The organism is Halorubrum sp. Boch-26 (assembly GCF_029889805.1).
Lineage (GTDB): Archaea > Halobacteriota > Halobacteria > Halobacteriales > Haloferacaceae > Halorubrum.
This window is the reverse complement of the sequence record NZ_JARANT010000038.1, coordinates 1-24,969: the sequence shown is the minus strand read 5'-3', so window position 1 is coordinate 24,969 and position 24,969 is coordinate 1. Positions and strand designations below refer to the sequence as shown.

Genomic DNA, 24,969 nt, shown 5'->3' with positions numbered 1-24,969 from the left:
CCCGAGACCCGCGTCCCCGGCGAGGCCGGCCGGCGACAGATCCTCGACGTCCACACGCGCCGGATGCCCCTCTCCGACGACGTGGACCTCGACCGGATCGCGAGCCGGACGCACGGGTTCGTCGGCGCCGACATCGAGGGACTCACGCAGGAAGCGGCGATGACGGCGCTTCGGCGCTCCCGCGAGTCCGACGCCCGGGCGCTCGACGACGTGACCGTCTCGAAGGCCGACTTCGAGGCCGCCCACGCGAACGTCGAGCCGAGCGCGATGCGCGAGTACGTCGCCGAGCAGCCGACCACCGACTTCACCGACGTGGGCGGGCTGCCGGAGGCCAAAGAGAAGCTGGAGCGCGCCGTCACGTGGCCGCTGACCTACGGGCCCCTCTTCGACGCCGCCGACGCCGACCCGCCGACGGGGGTCCTGCTCCACGGTCCGCCGGGCACCGGCAAGACCCTGCTCGCGCGGGCGATCGCCGGCGAGAGCGGCGTCAACTTCATTCAGGTCGCCGGCCCGGAGCTGCTCGACCGCTACGTCGGCGAGTCCGAGAAGGCGGTCCGCGACCTGTTCGGCCGCGCCCGACAGGCGGCGCCCGCGATCGTCTTCTTCGACGAGATCGACGCGATCGCGGCCGACCGCGACGGCGCGGGGGGAGACGGCTCGGGCGTCGGCGAGCGCGTCGTCTCCCAGCTCTTGACGGAGCTCGACCGCGCCAGTGACAACCCGAACCTCGTCGTGCTCGCGGCGACGAACCGCCGGAACGCGCTCGATCCGGCCCTGCTCCGACCGGGGCGGCTGGAGACGCACATCGAGGTCCCCGAGCCGGACCGCGAGGCCCGCCGGAAGATCCTCGACGTCCACACCCGCGAGAAGCCGCTCGTGGACGGGGTCGACTTGGAGCGCCTCGCCGACGAGACGGAGGGGTACTCCGGCGCGGAGATCGCCTCGCTGTGCCGGGAGGCCGCCCTCGTCGCCATCGAGCGCGTCGCCGACGAACACGGCGCGGCCGCGAACGACCACGCCGACGAGGTCGGGATCACGAGCGACGACTTCGCGGCGGCGCTGGAGACGGTGCGGCCGGCGACGCCCTGATCGATGCGCGCCGAGAGGGGCCCGGGACGCTCGGACGGCGGCGGGCCGCCGAGCGACGGCGACTCCGCGCCCGAGCCGCCTACCCTCCGCGGGCTCCTCGCCAGCGTCCGCGCGGCCGTCCGGTCGCAGCCCCCGAGGGACCTCTTCCTCGTCGCCGTCCCGCTGCCGGCGCTGCTCGTCGCCGTGAGCCTCACGCCGGGGACCGACGCCTGGCGGCTCTCGCTCGCGACCGGCGGCGTGTTCGAGAGCCGCTGGGCGCTGTGGACCGCGTTCGCGTCGAGCTTCGTCCACGCCAGCCCGGCGCACCTCCTCGACAACCTCGTCAACTACTGGCTGCTCGTCGCGGTCGCGTACCCCCTCTCCGTCGTCGCGGGCTGGCGCGAGCGGCTGCTGGGGGCGACCGCGATCTACCTCGCGGTCGTCCCGCTCGCGTCCGCGTGGGCGACGATCGTCGCGCTCGGCGGGCTAACGAACGCGCCGACCGCGGGCTTCTCGGACGTGAACAGCGCGCTCCTCGGCTACGTGGTCGTCGTCTGGTTCGCCGCGCTGGCGACGGAGGCGGGCGGGGAGGCAATCGAGAGCACCGACCGGCGACCGCCCTCCGTCGGCGTCGACGCCCGTTGGTCGATCGTCGCCGCGCTCGGGTCGCTCGCGCTCGCGTACCTCGCGCCGAGCGGCGTCGGCTACTTCCCGTCGCTACCGGCCGTCGGCGCCCTGTTCGCGCTCTGCGCGGCCCTCGTGGCCGCCGGGCTCTCCGCCGCCGTCGGCCGCCCGCGGGTGGTCGGGCTCGCCCTCGCTCCCGAGCGAGAGCTGCTGTACGTCACCGCTGCGAGCGTCGCCGCCGCCGGGGTGATCGGATCGCTGGTGGTCGTCCCGTTCGGCAGCAACGTGTTCGCGCACCTCGCCGGCTACGTCGTCGGGGTCGCGGTCCCGCTCGTCGGCGTCGTCCTCGACGGGTGAGTCGCGGTCGGGCGGCCGGTCGACCGGTCGCGAGCGGTCCCGACTACTCGTCGCCGTGGCCGTGCCCGCTGTGGCCGTGGCCGTCGCGTCCCTGCCCGCCGTCCTCGGGCGTCGCCTCGGCGACCGCGTCGCCGCCGAACTCGTCGACCGGGGTCACGCTGTAGTCGACGGTGAGCGTGTCCTTCGTCGCTCGGATCTTGCCGACGAACGCCGAGATGTCCGCAAGCCGGCCCTCCAGCACGAACAGCTCCATGCAGTAGCGGGAGCCGACGTGGTTGTGGAAGTTGGAGGCGACGAGCCCCTCGTGCTCGTGGCGGAGTCGCATCATCCGCTCCTCGACGCTCGTGGTCTCGTAGTCGAAGAGGACCGTCACCACCGCCATCAGCTCCCTGTCTTCTAGCTTGGCGTCCTCGAACTCGCCGAGGAGATTCCGCGAGGCCTCGCGCACGACCTCGCTGCGCCCCGTGTAGCCGTGTTCGTCGGCGAACCCGTCGATCCGCTCCAATAGCTCCTCCGGCATCGAGACGCTGACGACCGTCATATAATAATCTACACCGCCGATGTTGTTAATCCTTGAGGTCGGAGTCACCCGTCGGTTCCGCTTCCGCGACCGCTCCCGGGTCGCCGACGCGCTCGGTGAGCCACGCGCAGTGGTCGAGGAGGGCGCGCTCGCCCGCGTCGGTGAGCGTGTACACGTCGGCGATTCCCTCCGTTCGGCGGTCGAAGAACCCCGACTCCACCAGCGACCGGAGCGTCGCGTAGAAGGAGCCGGGGTCGATCCGCTCGTCGTAGTGCGACTCCAGCCGGTTCTTCAGCGACTGCGCCCGCAACTCGCCGGCGTCGTACAGCAGCGCGCACAGATCGCGGCGGCGGCCGCTGTGGAACCACTTCGTCATGGGTCAGCTACCGCGCCCCGACTCACGACCGTTTCGGTCGCGGACGAACGACGACGGTCGAGGGCGTCGTCGCCGTTTCGGCCGGGACGACCCGACCGCCGCGGAGCCGGGTGGCGAGAACGAACGAGAACCGATTGTACATCTATTATCTACGGAAAAGATCGGGTTAACCACTCAATTGAAGGTGGAATATACAGAACATTGTAACCTATTATACGTAATAGTGTGTGTTCACGGAAGTTATTTATCGGGTGCTATGTTGTGTCAACACACGATGACGCTTGACCGCCTGATCTGTCGCCATCAGTACGAGCGCCGAGCGGTAGTTATCGATCCCGACGAGGTCGTGGAGTCGTGTGCGAAGTGCGGCAAGGAACGGGTTCGGCGGGTCGCCGGCTCCTGACGCCCCGCTCGGATTCGGAGCCGCTCACGTCGTCCCCGCCCCCCGTCGCGTCGGGCCGACCAGCTCGTCGAGCCGGCTGACGCGGCGGTCGCCGAGCACGCACCGTCCGCGGTCCTCGTGGCCGACGCGCTCGACGTGGACCGCGTCGAGCCCGGCGTTCCACGCCGCGCCCACGTCGCTCTCGCCGTCACCCGCGTAGTAGCCGCGGTCCCCGCACGGGTCGACGCCGAGCTCGCGCATCGCCAGCTCGATCGGCGCGGGGTCCGGCTTCCACCCCGTCTCGTCGGTACAGCAGACCACCGCGTCGAACCGGTCGTCAAGGTCCACCCTGTCGAGGACGGGCTCGGCGAGGAACTGCTGGCAGTGGGTGACGAGCCCCGTGGGCCCGCCGGCGTCGTCGACGCGGTCGAGCAGCCGGGCGGCGTCGTCGTGGAGGTACGTCGCCTCCGCGCGGGCGATCGGGTCCTCGACCGCGTGGAACGCGGGCCAGAAGTCGTCCGGGTCGACGCCGAGTTCGCGGAGGGTGTCGCCGCGGGGACCGCCCAGCCCGTGCCAGAGGACGTGCGCCTCGCGGTCGGGGAAGCGCCGACCGAGCCGGTCGCCGACGCGGTCGAACACCGACCGGGTGTACGACCACTCCGCGTCGACGAGGGTCCCGTCGAGGTCGAACAGGTGGAAGTCGTAGTCGGCGACGACCATGGGCCCCTCAGTAGATCCTCGGCTGATAAGTGCGTTGTGGAGCCGTGGGAGGAGATGGCGCGGGGCACAAGAGACGGTCCCGCGGCGCGCGGGCAGTCCGTCGCACCGACCGTCACTCCTCCCGCACGTGCATCGACGACCCGAGGTACTTGTGAAGCGCCTCGTCGACCGAGTCGGCGTTGAACCGGGCGAGGTCGCCGGCGATCGCCGCGCGCAACGCGTCGAGGTGCTCGCGGTCGATGCGCAACTCTCGGAACTCGACGGCGACGACCTCGACGCCGAGCCGGTCGCTCGCGAGGCCCCGGAACGTCGGCTCGTCGCCGATATCGCCGCGCCAGAGCCGATCGCGAAAGAACAGCCAGCCGTCCGTTCCCGGCTCGCTCGCGGGGACCTCCATCGTCGTCTCGAACCGGTCCGGATCGACCGTCGCGTCGCGCGGATCGAGCCGGAACGCGACGGCGAAGACGTAGGCGGCGTCCATCGACCGCGATCTGCGAGGCCGGAGGGTAAAAGTACATATCCCTCGGTCCAGTCAGTTGACCCATATGTTGGATCGCCTCCGCGACCTCGGCGAGCGCGCCTACCGCCGCCACCTCCGCCGCGAGATCGAGGACGTGCCGGCGCACGTCGCGATCATCCAAGACGGGAACCGGCGGTACGCCCGCGAGCGCGGCGCCGACGCCCCCGACGGGCACCGCGCCGGCGCCGACGCCACGGAGCGGGTGCTCGACTGGTGTGCGGACCTCGGTGTCGCCGAGCTGACGCTGTACGCCTTCTCGACGGAGAACTTCGACCGCCCCGACGAGGAGCTGGACCCGCTGTTCGACCTGCTGGAGCGGAAACTCCGGGAGTTCGCCGACGCCGACCGCGTCCACGAACAGGGGGTCCGCGTCCGCGCGATCGGCGACGTCGCTCGGCTTCCGCCCCGCGTTCGCGACGCGGTCGACTACGCCGAGCGCCGCACGGCCGACAACGACCGCTTCACGCTGAACGTCGCGCTCGCGTACGGCGGTCGGACGGAGCTGCTCGACGCCGCGCGGACGATCGCCGCCGACGTCGACGCCGGGACCCTCAGTCCCACAGCGGTCGACGTCGAGACCGTCGAGGACCGGCTGTACGACCGGCCGATCCGGGACGTCGATCTCATCGTCCGAACGGGCGGCGACGAACGCACCTCGAACTTCCTCCCGTGGCACGCGAACGGGAACGAGGCCGCCGTCTACTTCTGTGCGCCCTACTGGCCGGAGTTCTCGCAGGTCGAGTTCCTCCGCGCGATCCGCACCTACCAGTCCCGCGAGGAGTCGTGGCAGCGGGCCCGCGCGGATCGGGCCGCCGCGCTCGTGCGGGCGGTCGCCGAGGTGGAGATAGCCGAGGCCCGGGCCGTCGCCGGGCGGCTCCGCGAACGCGTCCCCCAACTCGACGGCGGCGACCTCTCCGACGACGCTCTCGGGATTTCCGATCGCGACGGGACCGGCCCCGTCGACGGCGACGCCCCGGAGTCGAAGGGAACGAACTAGGCGGTCTCCGGTACGATCCCGCCTCGTTTCGCGTCAGCAGACACAGCGCGGACGAGGGGAGCCACTGCGAGCCCGCGCAGTCGTCGGTGAGCACGTCCGCGGCCCTCACCGCGGCGTGGCTGCGTGCTCGGAGCGCGTCCGGCGGGACATTCTCGAAGGCGTTCGTATCGAGAAGTCGGCGAGGCGCCCGTTGCATCGGTCGCGTGCGACAGAATCGTCACTCCGACGCGGTCAGGCGGAACCGGTCACGCCGGGTTCTTCCGCGTCAGGTCGCTGCCGCAGATCGGGCACCGCTCCTTGTTCTCGTCGAACGTGCGGTTACAGCCGACACACTGGAAGCGCCATTCGCGTTCCTCCGTGATCCCGTCCCTCGCGATGGGCTCCACGCGCAAATCGAGTCGCTCGGCGACGTTCTGCATCGCGTAGTCGTCGGTGACGAGCGTCGCGCCCAGCTCCAGCGCAGTCGCGATCAGGCGGGTGTCGGTGTCGGACAGCTCTGCGTCGTCGCCCGATCCCCGGGCGGCGCGCCGGACGTTGTCGAGGACCTCCGGGGCCGGGACGTGGATCGTCATCCCGGACCCCTCCATCGCGTCGAAGCGGAGCGCCCCTTCGCCGGTGAGCTCCTCGTGCACTTCGGGCACCGAGACGACGTCGTCGTCGGTGGTGTACTCGTGGATGAACGCCGAGGTGTCGAGAACTTCCATTAGCGGGCGACGACGATGTAGTCTTTCACCGCCTGCACGTTCGCAACCGGTACCTTGAGTCGTCCCATCTCGTCGACCTCGAAACCCGCCCGTTCGGGGCTGAGTTGCTCGTGCGGACTGACGAGCAGATCGCTCAACTCGCCCGATTTCAGGTCCATCGTGATGTTGTACAGGTCGCCGAGCTCCGTGCCGTCCGAGCTCATCACCGCCTTCCCGGAGAGGTTCTCCGCGAGGATGTCTACCATGTCCTCACCGTCCGGGGCAACGGTCTTAAACGCCACGGGGGCGTCGGACGAGCGACCGGCATCGACAGGCGTCTCCGTCAGGCGAGGGGAACCGACCGGCCGTCCGCGCCGGCCGACGGCCCCGGATCGGAGCGCGGCGGTCGGGAACGTTTTGAAAGGCTTAACTGACGCCCGGGCGGAACACACGGTAACCGACCTTCTCGGGGCGATCACCTATGACCGACCACACAAACGCGGACACCCTTCGGACGCCGATCGTCGCCGTGCTGGGTCACGTCGACCACGGCAAGACGAGTCTACTCGACAAGATCCGCGGCTCCGCCGTCAGCGAGGGCGAGGCCGGTGCGATCACCCAACACATCGGGGCGACGGACATCCCGCTCGACACCATCTCCGGGATGGCGGGCGAGCTCATCGATCCGACCGACTTCGATCTGCCCGGCCTCCTCTTTATCGACACGCCGGGCCACCACTCCTTCTCGACGCTGCGCGCCCGCGGCGGCGCGCTCGCCGACATCGCGGTGCTCGTCGTCGACGTCAACGACGGGTTCCAGCCGCAGACCGAGGAGGCGATCGATATCCTCCGGCGCACCGGGACCCCATTCGTCGTCGCCGCCAACAAGGCCGACACGACCCCGGGCTGGAACCCGCAGGAGGGCCAGCCCATCCAGAAGAGCCTGGAGGCGCAGTCGGAGCGGGCCGAATCCATGCTCAACGAGAACCTCTACGAGATCATCGGGCAACTCGCCGACGCCGGGTTCTCCGCGGACTTGTACTGGCGCGTGCAGGACTTCCAGAAGAACATCGGCGTCGTCCCCCTGTCGGCGATCACGGGCGAGGGCGTCCCCGACCTCCTCACCGTCCTGATGGGCCTCTCCCAGCGGTTCATGAAAGAGGAGATGGAAATCGACGTGCAGGGCCCCGGCGAGGGGACGGTCTTGGAGGTCAAAGACGAGCGCGGCTTCGGCGCCACCATCGACACGGTGGTGTACGACGGCGTGGTCCGAAACGGCGACCAGGTCGTCGTCGGCGGACAGGACGAGCCGATCGTCACCGAGATCCGCGCCCTGTTGCAGCCGCGGCCGCTCGAGGAGATCCGCACCGAGAAGCAGTTCGAGAAGGTGGCGGAGGTCGGCGCCGCGGCCGGGGTGAAGATCGCCGCCCCCGACCTCGACCGGGCGATGGCGGGCGCGCCGGTCCGGGTCGTCCGCGACCGCCCGGAGGCGGAGGTCGTCGACGAGGTGAAAGCCGAGCTCGCGGAGATAGAGGTCGAGACGGCCGACAACGGCGTCGTCGTCAAGGCCGACACCCTCGGCTCGCTGGAGGCGATGGCGAACGCGCTCCGCGAGGCGGAGGTGCCTATCCTGCGCGCCGAGGTCGGCGACATCGCGCCGCGAGACATCGCCGTGGCCGAGACCGCGAATCAGGACGAGCACAAGGCCATCCTCGGCTTCAACGTCGACCTCCTGAAAAACGCGGAGTCGGAGCTCGAAAGCGCCGACGTGAAGCTGTTCACCGACGACGTCATCTATCAGCTGATCGAAGAGTACGAGACGTACGTCGAGGAGAAACAGCGCGCCCAGCAGGAGACGGTGCTGGACAAGGTCGTCCGCCCCGCGCGCTTCCGCATCCTCCCGGACCACACGTTCCGGCAGAACGACCCCGCGGTCGTCGGCGTCGAGATTATCTCCGGGACCCTCCAGAACAACCGCAACGTCGGGATGTTCGAGGGCAACGAGTTCCACCGCGCCGGCCAGCTCTCCGGGATCCAAAAGCAGGGCGACGACGTCGACGAGGCGCGCGCCGGCGAGCGCGTGAGCATCGCCATCGACGGTCCCACCGTCGGCCGCGGCATCGAGGAGGGCGACACCCTCTGGACCGAGATTCCCGAGAAGCACGCGAAGATCCTCGAACAGGAATTAAAAGAGGAGATCACCGCCGACGAGCGCGAGGCGCTCGCGGCGTACCTCGACACCAAGCGGAAGCGAGATCCCTTCTGGGGGAAGTAGCGGTCCACAGGGCATTTTTCCCGGACGCCGGAGGCGATCGCATGGTTTCCCGCGAGAACGCCGTCATCCTCCTGTGTATGGCCGCCGGACTGGCGCTGGCCTACGGTGGCCGCGTCCTCACGGAACTGAGCGACACCGTCCTGATCGGAGCGCTGCTGACGGTCGGAGTCGTCGTCCTACAACTGCTCAACGGCTACTTCGACGCCAGCGAGGGGTCGTGACACGTCTCGGCGTGTCTTCGCCGACCGACCCGCGGCGGGTCGGCGCCCTCAGAGCGCCTCGCCACAACTCGGACACTCGGGACCGTCGTCGCCGTCGACGGATTCGACCGCGATCCGACAGCACTCACACCATCGGCGCGCCTCGCCCTCGTCACCGGGCACGTCGTGCGTCACGCTGCTCACCGCGGTAACGTCCAGTTCACGTCGACGCCGCGGTCGGGGAACCGGGGCGTGGAGACGAGCTCGAACGTCCGGTCCGCCGCGTCCTCGGTCGTCGGCGCCGCGGCCATGAGCCACGCCACGTCGGCACGCGAGACGGTTCCCCACAGCCTCGTCCCCGGTTCGGCCGTCGTGACGAGCCCCGTCCGCCGGCCGTTCGCCAGGACGCCGGGCCGGAGGACCGTGTGTCGGATCGGCGCGTTGCGGAGCGCGGCCTCCGCCTTCCCCTTCGCCTCCTGTAACGGACCGATGAACGCGTCGAAGGCGGACGCGAGCGGGCTCGACGGCTCGGGGCCCACGCCGATCGCCGACTCCATGACGAACGCGTCGACCCCGGCGTCGACCGCCGCCTCCACCAGGGCTCGGTTCCCGGCCCCGTCGACGAACGGCGGGCCGCTCCGGACCGCCGTCCTAGTGCTCCCGACGGCGCTGATGACGGCGTCGACCCCCTCGACGGCCGCGGCCAGGTCGGACGGGTCGAGGAGGTCGTCCACCGCGACCTCGTCCGCGCCGGCCGCCCGGAGGTCGGCGGTGGCGCCCGCGGACCGCGTGAGCGCGCGAACGGTGTCCACTCGCGGTCCGACTCGCCGCAGCACCTCCCGGCCCGTTCCGCCGGTGGCGCCCGCGACGAGGACCGCGTCAATGTCGGTCGGATCCATGTCTCACGTTCGAAGCGAAGCGAAAAGAACGCCCGGGTCGGAACCGGTTCCGCCCGCGCCGCGCGGCCGCGTCTTCGCTGAGGCGGTGTCAGAAAAAGGCGCTCGCGTCCGCGGGTCGGCGCCGGGGTCCGACGCCGTCGGTTCGCCGCTTTCACACGCCGTTTCGGTCCCGACGCCGAGCGGGACGGGCCTGAGTGCGAAACTACTCGTCGTCCGCCAGCATCTGCCGGATCTCCTCCAGCTTGAAGTAGGACGCCAGTCCGAGTATCGTGACGGGCCAGAAGCCGACGAACTGGCCGCGCTGCTTGTCGCCGCGTACGTAGTAGAAGTACAGTGCGAGGGCGACCGAGCCGACCGATGCCAGCACCGCGGGAGTGAGACCGTCGGTACCGATTCCTTCCGCGGCTTCGACCGCCGTGTCCTCAGTTGAGTCGCTCACAGATTCATTAGGGTGCGTACATGTAAATCAGTTCCCGTCAGCGAGGGCGAACGACCCGGATTCGGCGGCTCGGTCGTGGCGGTCTCGCCGCGGACACCCTACTCGGAGCGCTCGCGCTCCGACCTGCGGACGGCGAGGAAGATGAGCACCGAGAGCGCGATCATGACGACTGCGAACAGTCGATCGTTCCCGTCGTCGCGTTCGTCGTCTGTCGCGGGCATGATGGCGGTCTTTGGACGCTCGCGCACATACGTCTTCGTTCCCCGAAGGCGCGCCGCGGCCGCTATCGGTCGGCCGTCGCGACCCGTACCGAACCGGAGACCGGTCGCCGCGCGCGGACCGGTCGCTCCTCGAATCGTGGCAAACGATTACACGTTTACGCCCCCTCGTTGGGGTATGGACGATATCGACCCGGACGCACTGATGATCGCCGTCGGCGTCGCGCTCAGCCTTATCGCCGTGATAGAGCTTTACCCGGCCTGGAAGCGATCCAGGCAGGAGTGACCGCGAGTCGGTTCGGCGGACGGCCCCGTCCCTCCGGCCCGCCGCTTCGAGCGACCGCTCCGGCCCGCCCGGCGTCAGTCCCGCGACGGCTCGGCGGAGTCGGCGGTCGTCGCGTGTCTCACCAGCCGAGTCGACGTCGCCTTCCACCGCACCGACACGTCGTCGCCCTCGGTGAGCGCCAGCCGGGACGCGCTCTCGGCGGTGACCAACACGTGGAACGCCGTGCCCTCGACCGCGACGCGAACCGTGCAGACCGTCTCGCCCGCGTCGATGTCGACGACCGCCCCTCGGAGCCGGTTCCGCGCGCTCGTCGAATCCGGATCGAGGTCGGCGTCCTCCGAGTGGATCGTCACCGCGTCGGCGCCGACTCTGACCTGCACCGCGTCGCCGGCGGTCGCGTGATCGTGGAGCCCCCGAAGCGTGCCGACTTCGGTGTCGACGGCGGCCAGTTCGCCGTCGACGCTCGCGACCGTCCCGTCGAGCACCGTCTCGGGCACGCTCGCGGTCGCGGCGAGCACGGCCTGCAGCCGGTCGTAGCGGTCGAGCAGTTCGCGCCCGGCGTCGGTGAGCCGGCTGCCGCCGCCCCCCGATCCGCCGCGCCGGCGTTCGACCAACCGACCGAACGCCTCCTCTAAGCTCTCGATCCGCGAGAGCGCTCGGGCCCGCGAGCGCCCCAACTCCGCGGCCGCGCCCGCGACCGAGCCCGCCTCGTGGACCGCCCGGAGGAGCGCGGCGTCTCGCCCGTCGAACTCGGCGTCGCCCTCGATGAGCGCCGCCCTGCCGCGGCCCGATCCGGCGGCGCTCTCCTCGACGGCGCTCCCTCCGGCGGCGCTCTCTTCGGCGGCGCTCTCCTCGCCGCGTTCGTCCATACCGAGGCCCTCGTCCCCCGGGGTGTTGGCGCTTTCCATCCCCGGTCCCGTTCGGCGTCCGCGACGGCGGCGTAACCGGTTCCGATCGTCTCCCGTCTCCGCTTCGGTCGTTCTCGGCCCGCGATCGGGAACCCCTCCCGCCTCGAAGCGCCGGCTCGGTTCCCCATGCGGATGCCGAGTAACCGATCGCGATTATCCGCATGCAGAAATTATATCACCTATCAGTCCATCGGTGTTTCCATGTCGATACATCGACGGCGGTTCGTCGCCGCGCTCGGCGCGGGAGCTGTAGCGAGTACGGCCGGCTGTTCGGGATCCAGCGGAAACCAAGACGAGTCGGGCGGCGGGGCCGCCGTCGCGGGCGAGACCCTGACGCTCACGACCACGACGAGCACCTACGACACCGGGCTGCTCGACGCGATCCACACCGACTTCGAGGAGATGTACGGCGTGACCGTCGACGCGGTCGCGCAGGGGACCGGCGCGGCCCTAGAGTCGGCCCGCAACGGCGACTCCGACGTGGTGATGGTCCACGCCCGCGGGCTCGAAGACGAGTTCCTGCGCAACGGGTACGGGGTCAACCGCCGCGACCTGATGTTCAACGACTTCGTGATCGTCGGGCCCGAGAGCGACCCGGCCGGGATCCAGGGGATGTCCTCGGCGACCGAGGCGCTCACGACGATCGCCGACGCGGGGGCGCCGTTCGTCTCGCGCGGTGACAACTCCGGCACGCACACGAAAGAGCTGAATCTCTGGGAGGCCGCGGGCACCGACCCCGGCGGCGACTGGTACCAGGAGACCGGCACCGGGATGGGCGAGGCGCTGAACATCGCCAACCAGCAGGGCGCGTACACCCTCTCGGACCGCGGCACGTTCATCTCGCAGCGCTCTGAGATCGACCTGACGATCCTCGTGCAGGGTCCCATCGAGGACGGTCCGGAGATCCTCGCGAACCCCTACGGGGTCATGGCGGTCAACCCCGGCGTGCACGACAACGCTAACTACGACCTCGCGATGGCGTACATCGGCTGGATCACCAGCCCCGCCACCCAGGACGCCATCTCCGACTACCAGATGAACGGAGAGCAGCTGTTCTTCCCCGAGGCCGTCTCCGAGAACCCCGACTTCCAGCAGTACGTTCCGGAAGGTTGGAGTGGGAACTCCACCGACGGGTGAGCGTGCCGCTCGATTCAGTCGCACCGCTCCTGCCGGCCGCCTTCGGAGCCCCGGTCGCCGCCGACCTTCCGGCCCTGGTCGATATCTCGACCCAGTTCGACCTCCCGGCCCTCCTTGATCTCCCGTTCAGGGAGGGGTACGTCCGAAGCATCATCTACGTCTCCCTGTACGTGAGCCTCACGGCGGTGGCGCTGAGCACGCTGTTCAGCGTCCCGATCGCCGTCGTGATGGGATTCACCGACTTCCCGGGCAAGCAGTTCGCGAAGTCGGTGATAAACACCGGGATGGGGTTCCCGAGCGTCGTCGTCGGCCTCCTCGTGCTGTTCGCCGTCTCAAACCAGGGTCCGCTCGGCGCGCTCGATCTCGTCTTCACGAGGGAGGCGATGATCGCGTCGCAGTTCGTGCTCGCGACGCCGCCGATCACGGCGATCAGCCTCGCGGCCGTCTCCGGCGTGGACGAGGGCGTCCGGGACGCCGCCCGCGTGCTCGGCGGCACGCGCCTCGACGTGGCGCTCGTCGTCCTCAAGGAGGCGCGGTACGGCATCGCGACCGCGATCCTCGCCGGGTTCGGCCGCGCGATCAGCGAGGTCGGCTCCGTGCTCATCGTCGGCGGTAACATCACGGGCGCCGACGGGATCTCGAAGACGCGGACGCTGACGACCGCGATCCAACTGGAGGCCAGACAGGGACAGTACGGCACCGCGATGATCCTCGGCGCGGTCCTCGTCACGCTCGTCCTCACGGTCAACGCCGTCGTGATCCGACTCGGCGACCAAGGGGTGCGCCGCTGATGCTCCGGCTCCGTGACGTCTCTCACTCGTACGGGGACGAGCCGGTGTTCCGCGACCTCTCGCTCGCCGTCGACGAGGGCGAGGTCGTCGCGGTGATCGGTCCCTCCGGCGTCGGCAAGTCGACCCTCCTTCGGACGCTCGCGCTCTCGCTCGCCCCAGACGCGGGGACCGTCGCGCTCGACGGCACCGACGCGTGGGCCGCCGAGGAGTCCGCGCGGCTCGCCCTGCGACGGCGAGTCGGGATGGTGTTCCAAGAGGCGAGCCTCTTCGACGCGCCGGTCGCGCGCAACGTCGAGTACGGGCTCCGGATCCGGCGGCCGTGGGCGGACAGGCTGCAGGCTCACCTCCGCTCGCTCGTCGGACCGCACGAGCCCGCCGACGCCGTCCGCGACGCGCTCGACGTGGTTGGACTGTCAGACAAGGCGACCCAGCCGGCGTCGTCGCTCTCCGGCGGCGAGGCGCAGCGGGTGTCGTTCGCCCGGGCGCTGGCGTACGACCCGGACGTGCTCCTGTTGGACGAGCCGACCTCCGACCTCGACCCGCGGAACACCGCCGTCATCGAGACGGCGACGGAGAAGGCGCGGGACCGCGGGATCGGCGTCGTCGTGGCGACCCACGACATGCATCAGGCGGAGCGCGTCGCGGACCGGGTCGCGGTCCTGCTCGACGACGGAATCACCGAGGTCGGCCCGACGGAGCGGATCTTCGAAAACCCGTCGGACGAGCGTACCCGGAAGTTCATCTCCGGAGAGCTGGTGTACTGACGCCCATCTGGGAGGGACGTGGGACCGGCCGAAATTCGATGCTGTGTGGACTTGGCGTCGGTTCAGCTCTCTTGAAATCGTGGTCGCAGACTCTGACTTACTGTGGTCGGTACAGAGACCGTGGTGAGCGATTATAGAGAGCTAGGAGAATACCCGTGCCTTTAGGCGCGGGATGAATCCGACACTCTGACCGATAATCCACCGACAACGTTCCAACCGGATCTCCCACGTCCGGTCGTTGATTTTAATACTTATTCTCCATAACGTATTATGAACACAGTCCGATGCTGGAGACGACCCGCACCTACGTCGCACGCATCACGAACCACCAACAGGTTCGTGACGACCTCGACCAGTGCGGGTTCTCCGCCTCGAAACTGTGGAACGTCGGACGCTACCACATCCAACAACGGTGGGACGAAACCGGTGAGATACCCGGCGAAGCCGAACTCAAATCGGAGCTGAAAGACCACGAACGCTACAGTGACCTCCATTCGCAGTCAAGTCAGCGAGTTCTCGAAGAACTTGCTGAGGCGTTCACGGGGTGGTACAACTCCGCCGACGGCAACAACCCACCGGGCTACCGGAAACGTGGCGACCGACACCCGCGCTCCACCGTCACGTGGAAGAAACGAGCCATCAAGCACGACACGAAGCACGGCCAACTCCGCCTCTCGAAAGGCTTCAACCTGAAAGAGAGTCGGTCTGATTTCATCCTCGCGGAGTACGAAACCCGCCCCGACGTAGAAGTCGAGAACATCCAGCAGGTGCGTGCCGTCTGGAACCGAGACTGGTGGGAACTTCACCTCGTCTGTAAGAAAGAGATTCCAGTCGAAAACGCGCCGGGTGACAACACGGCGGGTATTGACCTCGGTATCAGCAACTACCTCGCCATCGACTACGAAGACGGGGCGAGCGAGCTGTATCCGGGGAACGTGCTGAAAGAGGACAAGCACTACTTCACACGCGAAGAGTACCAGACCGAAGGCGAGAACGGGCCGTCGAAACGTGCGCGGAAGGCTCGACAGAAACTCTCCCGACGCAACGACCACTTCCTCCATACCCTCAGCAAACACATCGTTGAGCGGTGCGTCGAAGAAAGCGTGGAGAGGATAGCGGTTGGCGACCTCAGTGACATCCGCGAGAATGAGAACGGCGACTCGCGGAACTGGGGTGCGTCGGGGAACAAGAAACTCCACGGATGGGAGTTTGACCGCTTCACGAACCTGCTCGAATACAAGGTCGAGGAACACGGCATCCTCGTTGACCGTGTAGACGAGGAGAACACCTCAAAGGCGTGTTCGTGTTGCGGGCAGATTCGTGACTCGAATCGCGTGGAGCGCGGTCTGTACGTCTGTTCGTCGTGCGGGACGACAATGAACGCGGACGTGAACGGTGCGGTGAATATCCGGCGAAAGATAACTCAGAGTCCCCCAACGGTGGATATGAGTAACGGCTGGTTGGCACAGCCCGGAGTCTTCCTGTTCGACCGCGAGAGCGGGTCGTTCAACACGAGAGAACAGGGAGACTGTAAACCCTAATATCCCAACGCTCGGGATTCCTCCGGCTTTAGCCGGAGGAGGATGTCAAGGGAGTGCGCTACGCAGATCGGTTGGTCACTTGTATTGTTGAAACTCTCGGTGTTTGATACGTTCCAGTGGCTGTGCTGAATACAGCGCGCATACCCAGCAAGGACGATTCGATTGACGCCGCGGCTGTGATTGCGCCGATTCGGCTATCCCATAGTTTAACAGCTCATCTAATCGAATATTTAAGCAATGGTCGATCCCGTAACCGATCCACTCGCGGAGGTTCTCTTTCGGCTCCTCATCGGTGTGGGACTTGCCGCGCTTATCGGATTGGAACGAGAGCAAAGCGAGTCTGGTGGAACGTTCGCCGGGAGCCGTACCTTTCCCCTGTTTGCGCTCTATGGGGCACTCGTCTCGGCATTCTTCCCGAGAATGCTTTCTCTTGCCGTCGGCGCGCTCGTCGTCCCGCTCACCGTCGCGCACGCTGGGAAAATCTGGTACGAACAAGATATCGGTCTGACAACGTTGATGGCTGCACTTCTCACCACAATACTGGGAGCGATGACCATGCATTCTGAGACCGGTGCAGTTACCGCAATTATTGTCGGCGGCACCGTTACCGTGCTCCTCTCGGTCAAGGATCCGATCCACGAGTTCGCCGACCAGATCGAAGAGACTGAACGTCTGGCCTCGGCGAAGTTTATCCTCGTCGTCCTCGTCGTTCTCCCGGCGCTTCCAAACCGTCCACTCGACAGTCTCTATGGGCTCAATCCACGGTTTATCTGGTTAATGGTCGTGTTCGTCACCGGACTCGGGTTCGGTGCGTACGTGCTCGCACAGTTTCTCAAACCGGAACAGAGCATCGCTGTAACAGGAGTTATCGGCGGGTTTGTCTCTTCGACGGCGACGACGGTTTCGATGGCCGAGAAGACCGTGGAAAACGAGACGCTGTATCACGTCTGCGCGTTCGCGGTCGTCACTGCGTCTATCGTGATGTTCCCGCGAGCGCTCATCGAAGTCGCGGTCGTCAATCCGACTTTACTCCCGAGTGTCGCCATCCCGCTGGGAGTCATGACCGTCGTTGGGATCGTCGCTGCAGGAACGCTGTACTGGCTAACAACGTCCGACGAGACAATCGAACCCGGGGAGTTAAAAAATCCGTTTCGACTCCAGCCAGCGCTCCTGTTCGGCGTGGTCTTCGCGGTTGTGCTTCTCGTCTCCGAACACGCACACGAGTGGCTCGGCACATCGGGCGTGTACGCCACGGCATTTCTCTCTGGGCTGGCAGACGTCGATGCGATGACTATTACACTGAGTAAACTCGCTGCTGAAGGGACGATTTCGACGCGGGTTGCGACCACGGGGATCGTCATTGCGGCCATCGCAAACACGCTCGTCAAGGCGGCTTTGGCGTGGCTCTTGGGGACGTATCGCCTCGGCCGACTTGTCTCTATCGTACTGGGCGTCGTCATCGTGAGTGGCCTCGTTCTGCTCATACTATAGGCTTCCAGTGTCGGGCAGCGTGAGTCAAACTCGCACGATATGCTTACTACACCCTCTGTATCGCGCACGCGGTCTCTGACACGGTCTCGGTAGGGCGGTGCTCTCCGTTGGTGATCGATCGCCCTGTGCTGCCGGAACCGCGTGTGAACGCGTCGCTCACCGAGTGTTTCAACGGAGCCGTGTAACCAGTCCGCCGGCGGTTTCAGTCGTCCAACGCAGCGATGTCCTCGACGATCGCGGCCGCGTGGTCCTCCGGGGAGACGCCCTCGTACGCGAGGACGACGGCGCCCTCGTCGTCGAGCACGTACGTGTTCCGGAACACGCCGTCGAAGGTGTTGCCGAACATCTGCTTTTCGCCGTAGGAGCCGTAGGCGCTCGCGACCTCCCCGTCCGGGTCCGAAAGGAGGGTGAACGGGAGGTTGTACGTCTCGGCGAAGGGTTCCAGATCCTCGCTCGGGTCGTCGCTGATTCCGACGACGGCGACGTCGGCCCCCTCGAAGGCCTCCCACTCGTCGCGAAATCCGCAGGCCTCGGCGGTACAGCCCGGCGTGTCGGCGCGCGGATAGAAGTAGACGACCGTGTACCGCGCGTCGGCGGGATCGACGGTGACGGTCGCGCCGTGCTGGTCGGACAGCGTGATCGGAGGTGCGGATTCGCCCGGTTCGAGCATACGATCCGTCGTTTCGGCGGCGTCTTAGGGCGTTTGGTCCGGGTCATTTTTATCCGATACGGTCATCGTCCCGGTATCGATGGTGTGGCAACCGACGCCGTACACGGTCCCGTTGCTCGCGGCGGCTCTCGCCTCCTTCTCCTTCGCCGCGTACGTCGCGGCCGCGACGGGTCGGAGGCGGCGGAGCGGAGCTCTCGTCCGCGCCTTCATCGGCGTCGCACTCGGAAGCGGGGTCTGGTCGCTGGCGTACGCGGCCCAGCTGTCGACGACCGAACTCGGTGCGACCCTCTTTTGGAACCGACTCGTCTGGGTCGGGATCGGCGTCCTCGCGGTCGCTTGGCCGGCGTTCGTGCTCGCGTACCTCGACCGCACGGCTTGGCTCCGGCCGCGTCGGCTGGCTCTCCTCTGTCTCGTCCCCGCCCTCGTGGTCTGCGGCGTCCTCCTGTTCGGCGCCGACGCGCTGTTCTACCGCGACCCCTCGCTCACCGATGTCGGCGGTTACCTCGTCGTGGAGTACGCCCCGACGCCGGCGCTCCTCGCGTTCGTTGCCTACTCGTACGCCGTGAACCTGGTCACCTTCGCCGCCCTCGGCTACGCGGCGCTCACCCGCGAGGGCGTGTTCCGGCGGCAGGCGGCGCTGCTGCTCGGCGCCGGCGCCGCGCCGACGATCACCGGTTTCCTCAGCGTCTGGGACGCGCTGGGGCCGCCGTTCGTCGACTTCACGCCCGTGACGTTCGCCGCCACCTCGGGGGTGATCGGCTGGGTCGTGTTCAGACACCGACTCTTCGACCCCTCGCCGGTCGCCCGCGACGCCGTCTTCACGAACCTCGCCGACGGGGTCGTCGTCGTGAACGCGACCGGTCGGATCGTCGACGCGAACGACCCCGCAAGGGGGTTGTTTCCGTCCGTCGCGGTCGGGTGCGAGATCGAGGAGGCGTTCGACTGCGCCCCGAGCGTCGTCGAGGCGGTGACCGGCGACCGGGCCGGCGGCTCGCGCGAGGACGAGCTCCGAGTGACCCTCGACGACGGGGGGAGTCACCGGTTCCTGACCGTCGGGATTCACCAACTCTCCGGGGCGGACCGCGGGGCATCGGCGCGGGACGGCACCGGCGGCGGTACCGTTCTCCTCTTTCAGGACGTGACCGAGCGGGAGACGCTCCAGCGCCGGTATCGGACCCTCATCGAGAAGTCGCCGAACGTGATCGCCGTCTGCGGCACCGACGGCCTGCTCCGCTACGTGAGCCCGTCGATAGAGCGGCTGCTCGGTCACGCGCCCGTCGAGATCGAGGGGCGACCGGTCGTCGATCTGGTCCATCCCGACGACCGCCCGGACGCGCTGTACGCGTTCGAGCGGGCGTTCGAGACGACCGAGCCGCAGGTGCTCGCCCACCGGATCGCGCACGCCGACGGGAGCTGGAGGCAGTTCGAGACGACCGTCGAGCGGCTGTTCGACGACACCGAAGAGGTCGTGATCAGCGCGACGGACGTGACCGAGAGCCGCCGGTACGAGCAGCGCCTGCAGGTTCTCAACCGCGTGCTCAGACACGACTTAAAAAACGACACGAACGTCATCGGCGGGTACGCGGACCTGCTTCGCGACCACGTCGACGAGGAGGGCGACGGCTACTTAGACATCATCGACCGGAAGGTGGAGACGCTGACGCACCTCAGCGATCAGGCCCGCGAGATCGACGTCGCGCTCCACAGCGAGGGAGGGCGGACGAGAGTCGACCTCGCGCGGCTGGTCAACCGCCTCTGTGCGTCCCTCGAATCGTCGTTCTCACACGCGACCGTGACGGTCACAACTCCCGACGTCGCCGTCGTGTCCGCCGACGAACTGCTCGAGTCCGCCGTCCGAAACGTGCTGGAGAACGCCGTCGTCCACAACGACCGCGAGCGGCCGACCGTGGAGGCGACCGTCGCGGCCGCCGAGGGGGGGTACCGGATCGAGGTCGCCGACGACGGGCCGGGGATACCGCCGATCGAGCAGACCGTCTTCTCGGAGGCGCGCGAGACGGACCTGGAACACGCGAGCGGCCTCGGCCTCTGGCTCGTCCACTGGATCGTCACGGAGTCGGGCGGGAAACTCGATATCGACACGCGGGAGCCGACGGGCACGGTGGTCACGATGTGGGTTCCGGCGGCCGACGCGGAGGGGAACGGAAATAGGGCCGACCGCGACGGCGAGCGCAGCACCGCGACGGACGCACCGGACTGACACCGTCGCCGGCCCTCCGCAACCTCTTTGCGGTCGCTGGCCGAACCGACGGCCATGAGTCACGGATCCCTGGACGACGACGCGGTCGAGAGCTACCGAGAGGCCGGCGCGGTGTTAGTCGAGGCCATGAACGAGGCCCGCGAGATGGTCGAGCCGGGGCGGACCCACCTGGAGGTCGCGGAGTGGACGGAGGACTTCGTCCGCGAGCGGGGGGCCGGGCTCGCGTTCCCCGTCAACATCAGCGTCGACCCGGAGGCGTCGCACGCCACGCCGGGGCGCGACGACGACACCGAGTTCGGCGAGGAGATGGTGTGTCTCGACGTCGGCGTCCACGTCGACGGCTACATCGCCGACGCGGCCGTGACGGTCGATCACACTGACACCCCCGAGCTCGCCGAGGCCGCCGAGATGGCGCTGGAGGCGGCGGTCGACGAGGCCGGTCCGGGCGTCGAGGTCGGCGTCGTCGGCGGGGCGATCGAGGACGTGATCCGCGGGTACGGCTACACCCCCGTGCTGAACCTCTCCGGCCACGGCGTCGAGCGCTACGAGGCCCACACCGGGCCGACGGTCCCGAACCGCGGCGTCGACCGGTCCGTCGAGCTGGAACCGGGACAGGCGGTCGCCATCGAGCCGTTCGCGACCGACGGCCGCGGGAAGGTCGGCGAGGGCACCGACGAGGAGATCTTCGAGCGACAGGGGTCGGGGAGCGTGCGCGACCGCCGCGCGCGACAGGCCCTCGAAGAGATCGAGGCGTTCGACGACCTCCCGTTCGCGGCGCGGTGGCTGGAGGGCGACCGCGTCGAGATGGCGCTCCGCCGGCTGAAACAGGCGAACGCGGTGAAGGGGTACCCCGTCCTGAAAGAGGCCGACGACGCCCTCGTGAGTCAGGCGGAGCACACCCTCCTGATCACGGAGGACGGCGTCGAGGTGACGACCGCGGGCATCCACGGCTTCGACGGCTGATGGACCGGATCTACGCCCCGTGGCGGATCGAGTGGGTCGAGCGCGAGTCGGACCCGATCGACGGCTGCCCGTTCTGCGTCCTCCCGGAACGTGAGGACGCCCGCGAGGCCCGGATCGTCGCCACGAGTGAGCACAACTACGTCCTCCTGAACAACGCGCCGTACAACCCGGGACACGCGATGGTGATCCCCCGCGAGCACCGCGAGGACCCGACCGAACTCGACGACGCGACCCTGCTCGACCACGCGAAGCTGAAGATGGCGACGCTGGCGGCGTTGCGCTACGACGTGGACCCCCACGGCGTCAACACGGGCCAGAACCTCGGCGCCTCGGCGGCCGGCGGCTCGATCGATCACCTCCACACCCACGTAGTCCCCCGGTGGGACGGCGACACGAACTTCATGCCGGTGACCGGCGAGACGAAGGTGATCGTGGAGGCGATCGACCGGACCTACGGGCACCTTCACGCCGGCTTCGCCGCCGGGGCCGACGTGGTCGACTCGGGCGACGCCGGAGCGGGTGAGGCGGTCGAACTCGACTTCGACGTCTGAAGCGACGGTCGTATTGACACACTCTTTTGTGGGGAAACTCCAGTCCATAGACTGCGATCGATTCCGACAGTTACTCATAAGCGGTAATGCGGTGGCGCGCGCCGCCGAGTGGCCGATAGGCCACGAGGAGCGCGTGCGAGGGACGTGGCGAACGCGAGCGGCGAAGCCGCGAGTCGTGAGCCGCGAGGCTGGGGAGGCGTGAGGTTCGGTCGCCGTGGGCGCGGGGTGGGACTCGAAAGGGCAGTCGCCGGCGGCGTTGCCGCCTGCTGGGGCTTTGAGCTGTTCACAGCAGCATCAACGACCTGCAAATATCGGTCAGCAACACCTCGATCTCATCTATAAATGATTAGCTCTGTTGAAATATTTATAAATCAACAGTAATCGCTCGGTGAATACAGAGGGTCTATGCAGCAGAAACAAGCACAGTAGCGTTTAACAGCGAGGTGTGGAATTCAATAAGTCCCTCCTGATCGCGGTCCCGATCGGTTGCTGCATTGGTGGTGCAGTTTACCGATACCTGCTTTCGGATTGGTTCTTCGTGGCAGGCATAACAGCGATCGACATTGGGATTGCGTACTTCATTTTAGCGTATGACATCACACTGCTCGGTGAACAGTTCACCTTCGACGATAGCTACGACAGGCTCGGCCATGCTATCGGTCTCTTTGGATTGAGCATAAGCCCGTTAGCACTCATAGAATCTGTTGATTTTCAATCGGCTGAGGGTGTCGGCGTTTTCATTTGGACAACGGTGTAATTGCGTATTTCGTCATTGTATCGGCTGCCCAAGGTCTACAGCGGCAGTAGCAGCTGGTGTCACACACGTTGCTCACTGTTGGAAGCGAAGGCACCAACGCACACTGCTACATACGCGCCCTACGTCTCGCACGGGACGAACCGATCTGTTCGGATAGTGATCTGACCTCGACTCCGAGGCAGAGAGCAGATATTTGCCGGGGGCCGTTCCGACTACTCAACGTCCGGAACGTAACCGCCGCGGAACGCTTTCGGCGTGAGGAGCGCGACGGTTGGATGTTCGGTTATGGAAGTTACCAGGCTAAAACCTCGCCCTTCAGGGCGGGGAGGATGTCAACGCAACACGACGACGAATCGGGGGGAGCCAGCCTGCAAGGGGGGTCACCGCATCGGGACACAACAGACCGGCACAGTTGCATTGCGTACGACTGTCTCGGTGACGCTTCCGATAAGATATCGTCTGAGGCCGGATCGACCGTGCGTCCCCATCACGATGAGATCAATATCGTGCTCCTCGCTGTAGGAGAGGATCGTGCGTGCGGCCGGCCCGCTTGCGATACTGCCTGCGACACTGACATCAGCCGCACGGGACCGCTCACGGACCGTCTCAAGCGCCTCCTGTCCGGTTTGCTCGAGTGCGTCGTGGATCTCTGCTGACCCCTCAACGTCACCGAACCGACTCGTATCGACGGAGTAGACCGTGTGTACCGTTGCGTCATACACCTCGGCTAGAGTAACTCCCCACTCGACCGCGAGCTCTGCTCCCTCGCTGCCGTCTGTCGGGAGCAGAACGTTTTCGTACAGTTGATCGCCGATCTCATCGGTGTCCGCATCCGGAGTCGCCGTGACGACCGGAACGTTTGCGGTCCGAACGGTCCGTTCCGCAACGCTCCCGAGTACAGCCCGTTTGAACCCTGTCCGCCCTTGTGTCCCCATAGCGATGAGATCGATGTCGTGGGCATCGACGTAGTCGTTGATCGTTTGGAACGGGATACCCGTCTCGACAGCGGTAGTGATCCGATCAGAGAGATGAGTCCGGGCGAGGCCCGCGATGGAATCCACCGCCCGTTCGGCCTCCCCTTCGAGTAGCCGCTCCCGTTCGGTCCGATCAGTAGAACTCAGGTTCGATTCGGTTTCACGGGTGTCAACCACCGATAACACGTGGAGGTCGGCGCCGATCGTGGCGGCGAGATCGATTCCTTGCCGCGCCCCTATCCGTGCCCCGTCACTGCCGTCGGTCGGTACGAGAATTGAGTGTATCGTTCGGCTCATGGCTGCAACTTGGTACGCTGTTGATTTAATGTCACGTTCGATTCTCACTACAACGTGACAGCGTACATTCGAGAGCACCTGTCCCCGTGCTGCGTACGTGCACGGCATCTTGCACGTCCAGTTCAGCCTCTGCGGTACCTGCTAGAAACCGCTGACAAGGAGAGCGGATACGTTCGGAGGCTGGCGGTGATACGGCGCTTATCCTGAGACGAGCGACCACCACTTTATCAGCATCCTGACCGTAGCGTCCGTATGATATCACGAATTCTCGTGCCGATGGACGACTCGGAGATGGCCCAGCAAGCGCTTGAGTACGCCCTTGAGAACCACCGCGACGCGGAGATCACCGTCATGAACGTCGTGGGCGGACCGTCACCGTGGGGGGGAGCAGCCACGTCGCTCGCCCTCGAGGAGGATATCGAAGCGGCCGCCGAGGAGCATGCGAAGGAGATATTCGATGACGCTCGAGAACTCGCTGACGAGTACGATGTCGAAATCATCACCGAGGTCCAACTGGGACATCCGGCTCGGGCGATTTTGAATAGGGCCGACGATTTCGATGCGGTCGTCATCGGAAGCCACGGCGGCTCGGTGGCCGATCGACTGGTCGTCGGGAACATCGCGCAGAAAGTGTTCCGCAACTCGCCCGTTCCCGTCGTCGTCGCTCGGTGAGTGGAGGCGACTGAAGGGGCGGACGTTTCTCGGGCACCGTCGGCTAACGGGACCCCGATCGGTTCCACCGCTGTCTGTCCCGACTCGACTTAGTCTCCGTCGAGTTCAGCGACCGACACGCGCCGTTCGGTACGCGGTTTAAAACAGTCCGCCGACCAGCGAGAGGAGCCGCGGCACCTCCTCGGCGATCGCGTGTCGTTTGAGCAGCGCGAACCCGACGACGATGACGAGGAAGCCGGCGAGCGTCAGCGGCGTCACGGGTTCCGCGAGCAGCACCGCGCCGGCGACGGTCGCGACGACCGGAACGACGTAGGAGACGAGGTTGATCTCGAACGCGCCCAGTCGGTCGAGCAGGGTGAAGTAGATGGTGTACGCGACCGCCGAGGACAACACGCCGAGGAACAGCAGCGACCCGACCGCCGGCAGCTCCGCGACCGGGAGCTGTTGGGCCTCGCCCAGCCCGACGCTGAGCCCGTGGATCAACAGGGCGCCGAACAGCATCGCCCACCCCGTGAGCGCGATGCTGGAGAAGCTCGTCTCCACGGTGCGGAGCCCGACGCTGCCGACCGCGACCGCGATCACGCCGACCGAGATGAGCCCGACGCCGATCGTGACGCCGCCGGCGAGGTTCGCGGGATCCGGCTGGGCGACGCGCCCGGCGCCGCCGCGCG

At 67.2% G+C, this 24,969-nt stretch carries 30 protein-coding genes; 16 read left to right on the top strand and 14 right to left on the bottom strand.

Features of this window, described 5'->3' with window-relative positions; translation table 11 throughout:
* On the top strand, positions 1–1,089 hold a 1,089-nt coding region (locus OQF71_RS07535; protein ID WP_280586839.1), incomplete at its 5' end, for an AAA family ATPase.
* A 3-nt stretch (positions 1,090–1,092) separates the two neighbouring features.
* On the top strand, positions 1,093–2,049 hold the full coding sequence (locus tag OQF71_RS07530; protein WP_280586838.1) for a rhomboid family intramembrane serine protease: 957 nt from the start codon (positions 1,093–1,095) through the stop codon (positions 2,047–2,049).
* A 43-nt stretch (positions 2,050–2,092) separates the two neighbouring features.
* On the opposite strand, the gene OQF71_RS07525 is transcribed toward OQF71_RS07530, so the two are convergent.
* Together OQF71_RS07525 and OQF71_RS07520 are read right to left on the bottom strand one after the other, a co-directional pair.
* Complete coding sequence (locus OQF71_RS07525) at positions 2,093–2,590, bottom strand: CopG family ribbon-helix-helix protein (RefSeq protein ID WP_280586837.1); 498 nt, start codon at positions 2,588–2,590, stop codon at positions 2,093–2,095.
* A gap of 25 nt (positions 2,591–2,615) precedes the next feature.
* Positions 2,616–2,945 (bottom strand): PadR family transcriptional regulator, encoded by a 330-nt coding sequence (locus tag OQF71_RS07520; protein ID WP_280586836.1) that lies wholly within the window; start codon positions 2,943–2,945, stop codon positions 2,616–2,618.
* A 274-nt stretch (positions 2,946–3,219) separates the two neighbouring features.
* On the opposite strand from OQF71_RS07520, the gene OQF71_RS07515 reads away from it, so the two are divergent.
* Complete coding sequence (locus OQF71_RS07515) at positions 3,220–3,348, top strand: hypothetical protein (protein ID WP_280586835.1); 129 nt, start codon at positions 3,220–3,222, stop codon at positions 3,346–3,348.
* 24 nt (positions 3,349–3,372) lie between these two features.
* Here the strand turns inward: OQF71_RS07515 and OQF71_RS07510 are convergent, their stop codons facing one another.
* Together OQF71_RS07510 and lwrS are read right to left on the bottom strand one after the other, a co-directional pair.
* Complete coding sequence (locus OQF71_RS07510; protein ID WP_280586834.1) at positions 3,373–4,047, bottom strand: HAD family hydrolase; 675 nt, start codon at positions 4,045–4,047, stop codon at positions 3,373–3,375.
* Between the two features lie 112 nt (positions 4,048–4,159).
* A complete protein-coding gene (gene lwrS, locus OQF71_RS07505) occupies positions 4,160–4,528 on the bottom strand; it encodes an LWR-salt protein (RefSeq protein ID WP_280586833.1) in 369 nt (122 codons plus the stop codon).
* Positions 4,529–4,592: 64 nt separating this feature from the next.
* Between lwrS and uppS the strand changes: the two genes are divergently transcribed.
* Positions 4,593–5,564 carry a polyprenyl diphosphate synthase gene (gene uppS, locus OQF71_RS07500; RefSeq protein ID WP_280586832.1) on the top strand — a complete coding sequence of 324 codons (972 nt, stop codon included), beginning with the start codon at positions 4,593–4,595 and terminating at the stop codon, positions 5,562–5,564.
* A gap of 245 nt (positions 5,565–5,809) precedes the next feature.
* Here uppS and OQF71_RS07495 read toward each other — a convergent pair whose 3' ends face one another.
* Positions 5,810–6,268, bottom strand: a complete 459-nt coding sequence (locus OQF71_RS07495; protein WP_280586831.1) for an NOB1 family endonuclease — start codon at positions 6,266–6,268, stop codon at positions 5,810–5,812.
* Entirely contained in the window at positions 6,268–6,513 is a 246-nt protein-coding gene (locus OQF71_RS07490) for a PRC-barrel domain-containing protein (protein WP_280586830.1), read from the bottom strand. The genes OQF71_RS07495 and OQF71_RS07490 overlap by 1 nt, the downstream gene beginning before the upstream one ends.
* A 215-nt stretch (positions 6,514–6,728) precedes the next feature.
* On the opposite strand from OQF71_RS07490, the gene infB reads away from it, so the two are divergent.
* Positions 6,729–8,522, top strand: coding sequence for a translation initiation factor IF-2 (gene infB, locus OQF71_RS07485; protein ID WP_280586829.1), 1,794 nt, complete (start codon positions 6,729–6,731; stop codon positions 8,520–8,522).
* Between the two features lie 41 nt (positions 8,523–8,563).
* Positions 8,564–8,743, top strand: coding sequence for a hypothetical protein (locus tag OQF71_RS07480; RefSeq protein ID WP_280586828.1), 180 nt, complete (start codon positions 8,564–8,566; stop codon positions 8,741–8,743).
* 48 nt (positions 8,744–8,791) lie between these two features.
* Here the strand turns inward: OQF71_RS07480 and OQF71_RS07475 are convergent, their stop codons facing one another.
* The 5 genes from OQF71_RS07475 to OQF71_RS07455 form a co-directional block, all read right to left on the bottom strand.
* Entirely contained in the window at positions 8,792–8,926 is a 135-nt protein-coding gene (locus tag OQF71_RS07475; protein WP_280586827.1) for a hypothetical protein, read from the bottom strand.
* A complete protein-coding gene (locus OQF71_RS07470; RefSeq protein WP_280586826.1) occupies positions 8,923–9,621 on the bottom strand; it encodes an SDR family oxidoreductase in 699 nt (232 codons plus the stop codon). Before OQF71_RS07470 ends, OQF71_RS07475 begins: the two co-directional genes overlap by 4 nt.
* Before the next feature lie 202 nt (positions 9,622–9,823).
* On the bottom strand, positions 9,824–10,060 hold the full coding sequence (locus tag OQF71_RS07465) for a hypothetical protein (RefSeq protein WP_094523640.1): 237 nt from the start codon (positions 10,058–10,060) through the stop codon (positions 9,824–9,826).
* A gap of 98 nt (positions 10,061–10,158) precedes the next feature.
* Positions 10,159–10,281, bottom strand: coding sequence for a hypothetical protein (locus OQF71_RS07460; protein ID WP_280586824.1), 123 nt, complete (start codon positions 10,279–10,281; stop codon positions 10,159–10,161).
* 357 nt (positions 10,282–10,638) lie between these two features.
* Positions 10,639–11,433: a TOBE domain-containing protein gene (locus OQF71_RS07455; protein ID WP_280586823.1), complete on the bottom strand. Its 795-nt coding sequence runs from the start codon at positions 11,431–11,433 to the stop codon at positions 10,639–10,641.
* Positions 11,434–11,673: 240 nt separating this feature from the next.
* Between OQF71_RS07455 and OQF71_RS07450 the strand changes: the two genes are divergently transcribed.
* The 5 genes from OQF71_RS07450 to OQF71_RS07430 all read left to right on the top strand — a co-directional run bounded on the left by OQF71_RS07450 (position 11,674) and on the right by OQF71_RS07430 (position 17,196).
* Positions 11,674–12,609 carry a substrate-binding domain-containing protein gene (locus OQF71_RS07450; protein WP_280586822.1) on the top strand — a complete coding sequence of 312 codons (936 nt, stop codon included), beginning with the start codon at positions 11,674–11,676 and terminating at the stop codon, positions 12,607–12,609.
* Positions 12,610–12,683: 74 nt separating this feature from the next.
* Entirely contained in the window at positions 12,684–13,400 is a 717-nt protein-coding gene (locus tag OQF71_RS07445; protein ID WP_280586840.1) for an ABC transporter permease, read from the top strand.
* Positions 13,400–14,164: a phosphate ABC transporter ATP-binding protein gene (locus OQF71_RS07440; RefSeq protein ID WP_280586821.1), complete on the top strand. Its 765-nt coding sequence runs from the start codon at positions 13,400–13,402 to the stop codon at positions 14,162–14,164. The genes OQF71_RS07445 and OQF71_RS07440 overlap by 1 nt, the downstream gene beginning before the upstream one ends.
* 284 nt (positions 14,165–14,448) lie before the next feature.
* Positions 14,449–15,705 (top strand): transposase, encoded by a 1,257-nt coding sequence (locus tag OQF71_RS07435; protein WP_280586820.1) that lies wholly within the window; start codon positions 14,449–14,451, stop codon positions 15,703–15,705.
* Positions 15,706–15,942: 237 nt separating this feature from the next.
* On the top strand, positions 15,943–17,196 hold the full coding sequence (locus OQF71_RS07430; protein ID WP_280586819.1) for an MgtC/SapB family protein: 1,254 nt from the start codon (positions 15,943–15,945) through the stop codon (positions 17,194–17,196).
* A gap of 202 nt (positions 17,197–17,398) precedes the next feature.
* Here the strand turns inward: OQF71_RS07430 and bcp are convergent, their stop codons facing one another.
* Complete coding sequence (bcp, locus tag OQF71_RS07425) at positions 17,399–17,866, bottom strand: thioredoxin-dependent thiol peroxidase (RefSeq protein ID WP_280586818.1); 468 nt, start codon at positions 17,864–17,866, stop codon at positions 17,399–17,401.
* A gap of 79 nt (positions 17,867–17,945) precedes the next feature.
* Between bcp and OQF71_RS07420 the strand changes: the two genes are divergently transcribed.
* The 4 genes from OQF71_RS07420 to OQF71_RS07405 all read left to right on the top strand — a co-directional run bounded on the left by OQF71_RS07420 (position 17,946) and on the right by OQF71_RS07405 (position 22,355).
* Positions 17,946–20,084, top strand: a complete 2,139-nt coding sequence (locus OQF71_RS07420) for a histidine kinase N-terminal 7TM domain-containing protein (protein ID WP_280586817.1) — start codon at positions 17,946–17,948, stop codon at positions 20,082–20,084.
* A 54-nt stretch (positions 20,085–20,138) separates the two neighbouring features.
* Positions 20,139–21,047 carry a type II methionyl aminopeptidase gene (gene map / locus OQF71_RS07415; protein ID WP_280586816.1) on the top strand — a complete coding sequence of 303 codons (909 nt, stop codon included), beginning with the start codon at positions 20,139–20,141 and terminating at the stop codon, positions 21,045–21,047.
* A complete protein-coding gene (locus OQF71_RS07410; protein WP_280586815.1) occupies positions 21,047–21,598 on the top strand; it encodes an HIT domain-containing protein in 552 nt (183 codons plus the stop codon). The genes map and OQF71_RS07410 overlap by 1 nt, the downstream gene beginning before the upstream one ends.
* A 445-nt stretch (positions 21,599–22,043) precedes the next feature.
* Positions 22,044–22,355 (top strand): hypothetical protein, encoded by a 312-nt coding sequence (locus tag OQF71_RS07405; protein WP_280586814.1) that lies wholly within the window; start codon positions 22,044–22,046, stop codon positions 22,353–22,355.
* A 380-nt stretch (positions 22,356–22,735) separates the two neighbouring features.
* Here the strand turns inward: OQF71_RS07405 and OQF71_RS07400 are convergent, their stop codons facing one another.
* The gene (locus OQF71_RS07400) at positions 22,736–23,626 is read right to left on the bottom strand and encodes a universal stress protein (protein WP_280586813.1); all 891 of its coding nucleotides are present in this window, start codon (positions 23,624–23,626) and stop codon (positions 22,736–22,738) included.
* 252 nt (positions 23,627–23,878) lie between these two features.
* Between OQF71_RS07400 and OQF71_RS07395 the strand changes: the two genes are divergently transcribed.
* Positions 23,879–24,298: a universal stress protein gene (locus OQF71_RS07395; protein ID WP_280586812.1), complete on the top strand. Its 420-nt coding sequence runs from the start codon at positions 23,879–23,881 to the stop codon at positions 24,296–24,298.
* 138 nt (positions 24,299–24,436) lie between these two features.
* Here OQF71_RS07395 and OQF71_RS07390 read toward each other — a convergent pair.
* Positions 24,437–24,969: DMT family transporter (locus tag OQF71_RS07390; RefSeq protein ID WP_280586811.1), on the bottom strand; the 533-nt coding region annotated here is incomplete at its 5' end.

Excerpts from the sequence above, each read along its gene's own strand:
- OQF71_RS07530 (WP_280586838.1), top strand. The coding sequence starts at position 1,093 with ATGCGCGCCGAGAGGGGCCCGGGACGCTCGGACGGCGGCGGGCCGCCG.
- OQF71_RS07525 (WP_280586837.1), bottom strand. The coding sequence starts at position 2,590 with ATGACGGTCGTCAGCGTCTCGATGCCGGAGGAGCTATTGGAGCGGATC.
- OQF71_RS07520 (WP_280586836.1), bottom strand. The coding sequence starts at position 2,945 with ATGACGAAGTGGTTCCACAGCGGCCGCCGCCGCGATCTGTGCGCGCTG.
- OQF71_RS07515 (WP_280586835.1), top strand. The coding sequence starts at position 3,220 with ATGACGCTTGACCGCCTGATCTGTCGCCATCAGTACGAGCGCCGAGCG.
- OQF71_RS07510 (WP_280586834.1), bottom strand. The coding sequence starts at position 4,047 with ATGGTCGTCGCCGACTACGACTTCCACCTGTTCGACCTCGACGGGACC.
- lwrS (WP_280586833.1), bottom strand. The coding sequence starts at position 4,528 with ATGGACGCCGCCTACGTCTTCGCCGTCGCGTTCCGGCTCGATCCGCGC.
- uppS (WP_280586832.1), top strand. The coding sequence starts at position 4,593 with ATGTTGGATCGCCTCCGCGACCTCGGCGAGCGCGCCTACCGCCGCCAC.
- OQF71_RS07495 (WP_280586831.1), bottom strand. The coding sequence starts at position 6,268 with ATGGAAGTTCTCGACACCTCGGCGTTCATCCACGAGTACACCACCGAC.
- OQF71_RS07490 (WP_280586830.1), bottom strand. The coding sequence starts at position 6,513 with ATGGTAGACATCCTCGCGGAGAACCTCTCCGGGAAGGCGGTGATGAGC.
- infB (WP_280586829.1), top strand. The coding sequence starts at position 6,729 with ATGACCGACCACACAAACGCGGACACCCTTCGGACGCCGATCGTCGCC.
- OQF71_RS07480 (WP_280586828.1), top strand. The coding sequence starts at position 8,564 with ATGGTTTCCCGCGAGAACGCCGTCATCCTCCTGTGTATGGCCGCCGGA.
- OQF71_RS07470 (WP_280586826.1), bottom strand. The coding sequence starts at position 9,621 with ATGGATCCGACCGACATTGACGCGGTCCTCGTCGCGGGCGCCACCGGC.
- OQF71_RS07460 (WP_280586824.1), bottom strand. The coding sequence starts at position 10,281 with ATGCCCGCGACAGACGACGAACGCGACGACGGGAACGATCGACTGTTC.
- OQF71_RS07455 (WP_280586823.1), bottom strand. The coding sequence starts at position 11,433 with ATGGACGAACGCGGCGAGGAGAGCGCCGCCGAAGAGAGCGCCGCCGGA.
- OQF71_RS07450 (WP_280586822.1), top strand. The coding sequence starts at position 11,674 with ATGTCGATACATCGACGGCGGTTCGTCGCCGCGCTCGGCGCGGGAGCT.
- OQF71_RS07440 (WP_280586821.1), top strand. The coding sequence starts at position 13,400 with ATGCTCCGGCTCCGTGACGTCTCTCACTCGTACGGGGACGAGCCGGTG.
- OQF71_RS07435 (WP_280586820.1), top strand. The coding sequence starts at position 14,449 with ATGCTGGAGACGACCCGCACCTACGTCGCACGCATCACGAACCACCAA.
- OQF71_RS07430 (WP_280586819.1), top strand. The coding sequence starts at position 15,943 with ATGGTCGATCCCGTAACCGATCCACTCGCGGAGGTTCTCTTTCGGCTC.
- bcp (WP_280586818.1), bottom strand. The coding sequence starts at position 17,866 with ATGCTCGAACCGGGCGAATCCGCACCTCCGATCACGCTGTCCGACCAG.
- OQF71_RS07420 (WP_280586817.1), top strand. The coding sequence starts at position 17,946 with ATGGTGTGGCAACCGACGCCGTACACGGTCCCGTTGCTCGCGGCGGCT.
- map (WP_280586816.1), top strand. The coding sequence starts at position 20,139 with ATGAGTCACGGATCCCTGGACGACGACGCGGTCGAGAGCTACCGAGAG.
- OQF71_RS07410 (WP_280586815.1), top strand. The coding sequence starts at position 21,047 with ATGGACCGGATCTACGCCCCGTGGCGGATCGAGTGGGTCGAGCGCGAG.
- OQF71_RS07400 (WP_280586813.1), bottom strand. The coding sequence starts at position 23,626 with ATGAGCCGAACGATACACTCAATTCTCGTACCGACCGACGGCAGTGAC.
- OQF71_RS07395 (WP_280586812.1), top strand. The coding sequence starts at position 23,879 with ATGATATCACGAATTCTCGTGCCGATGGACGACTCGGAGATGGCCCAG.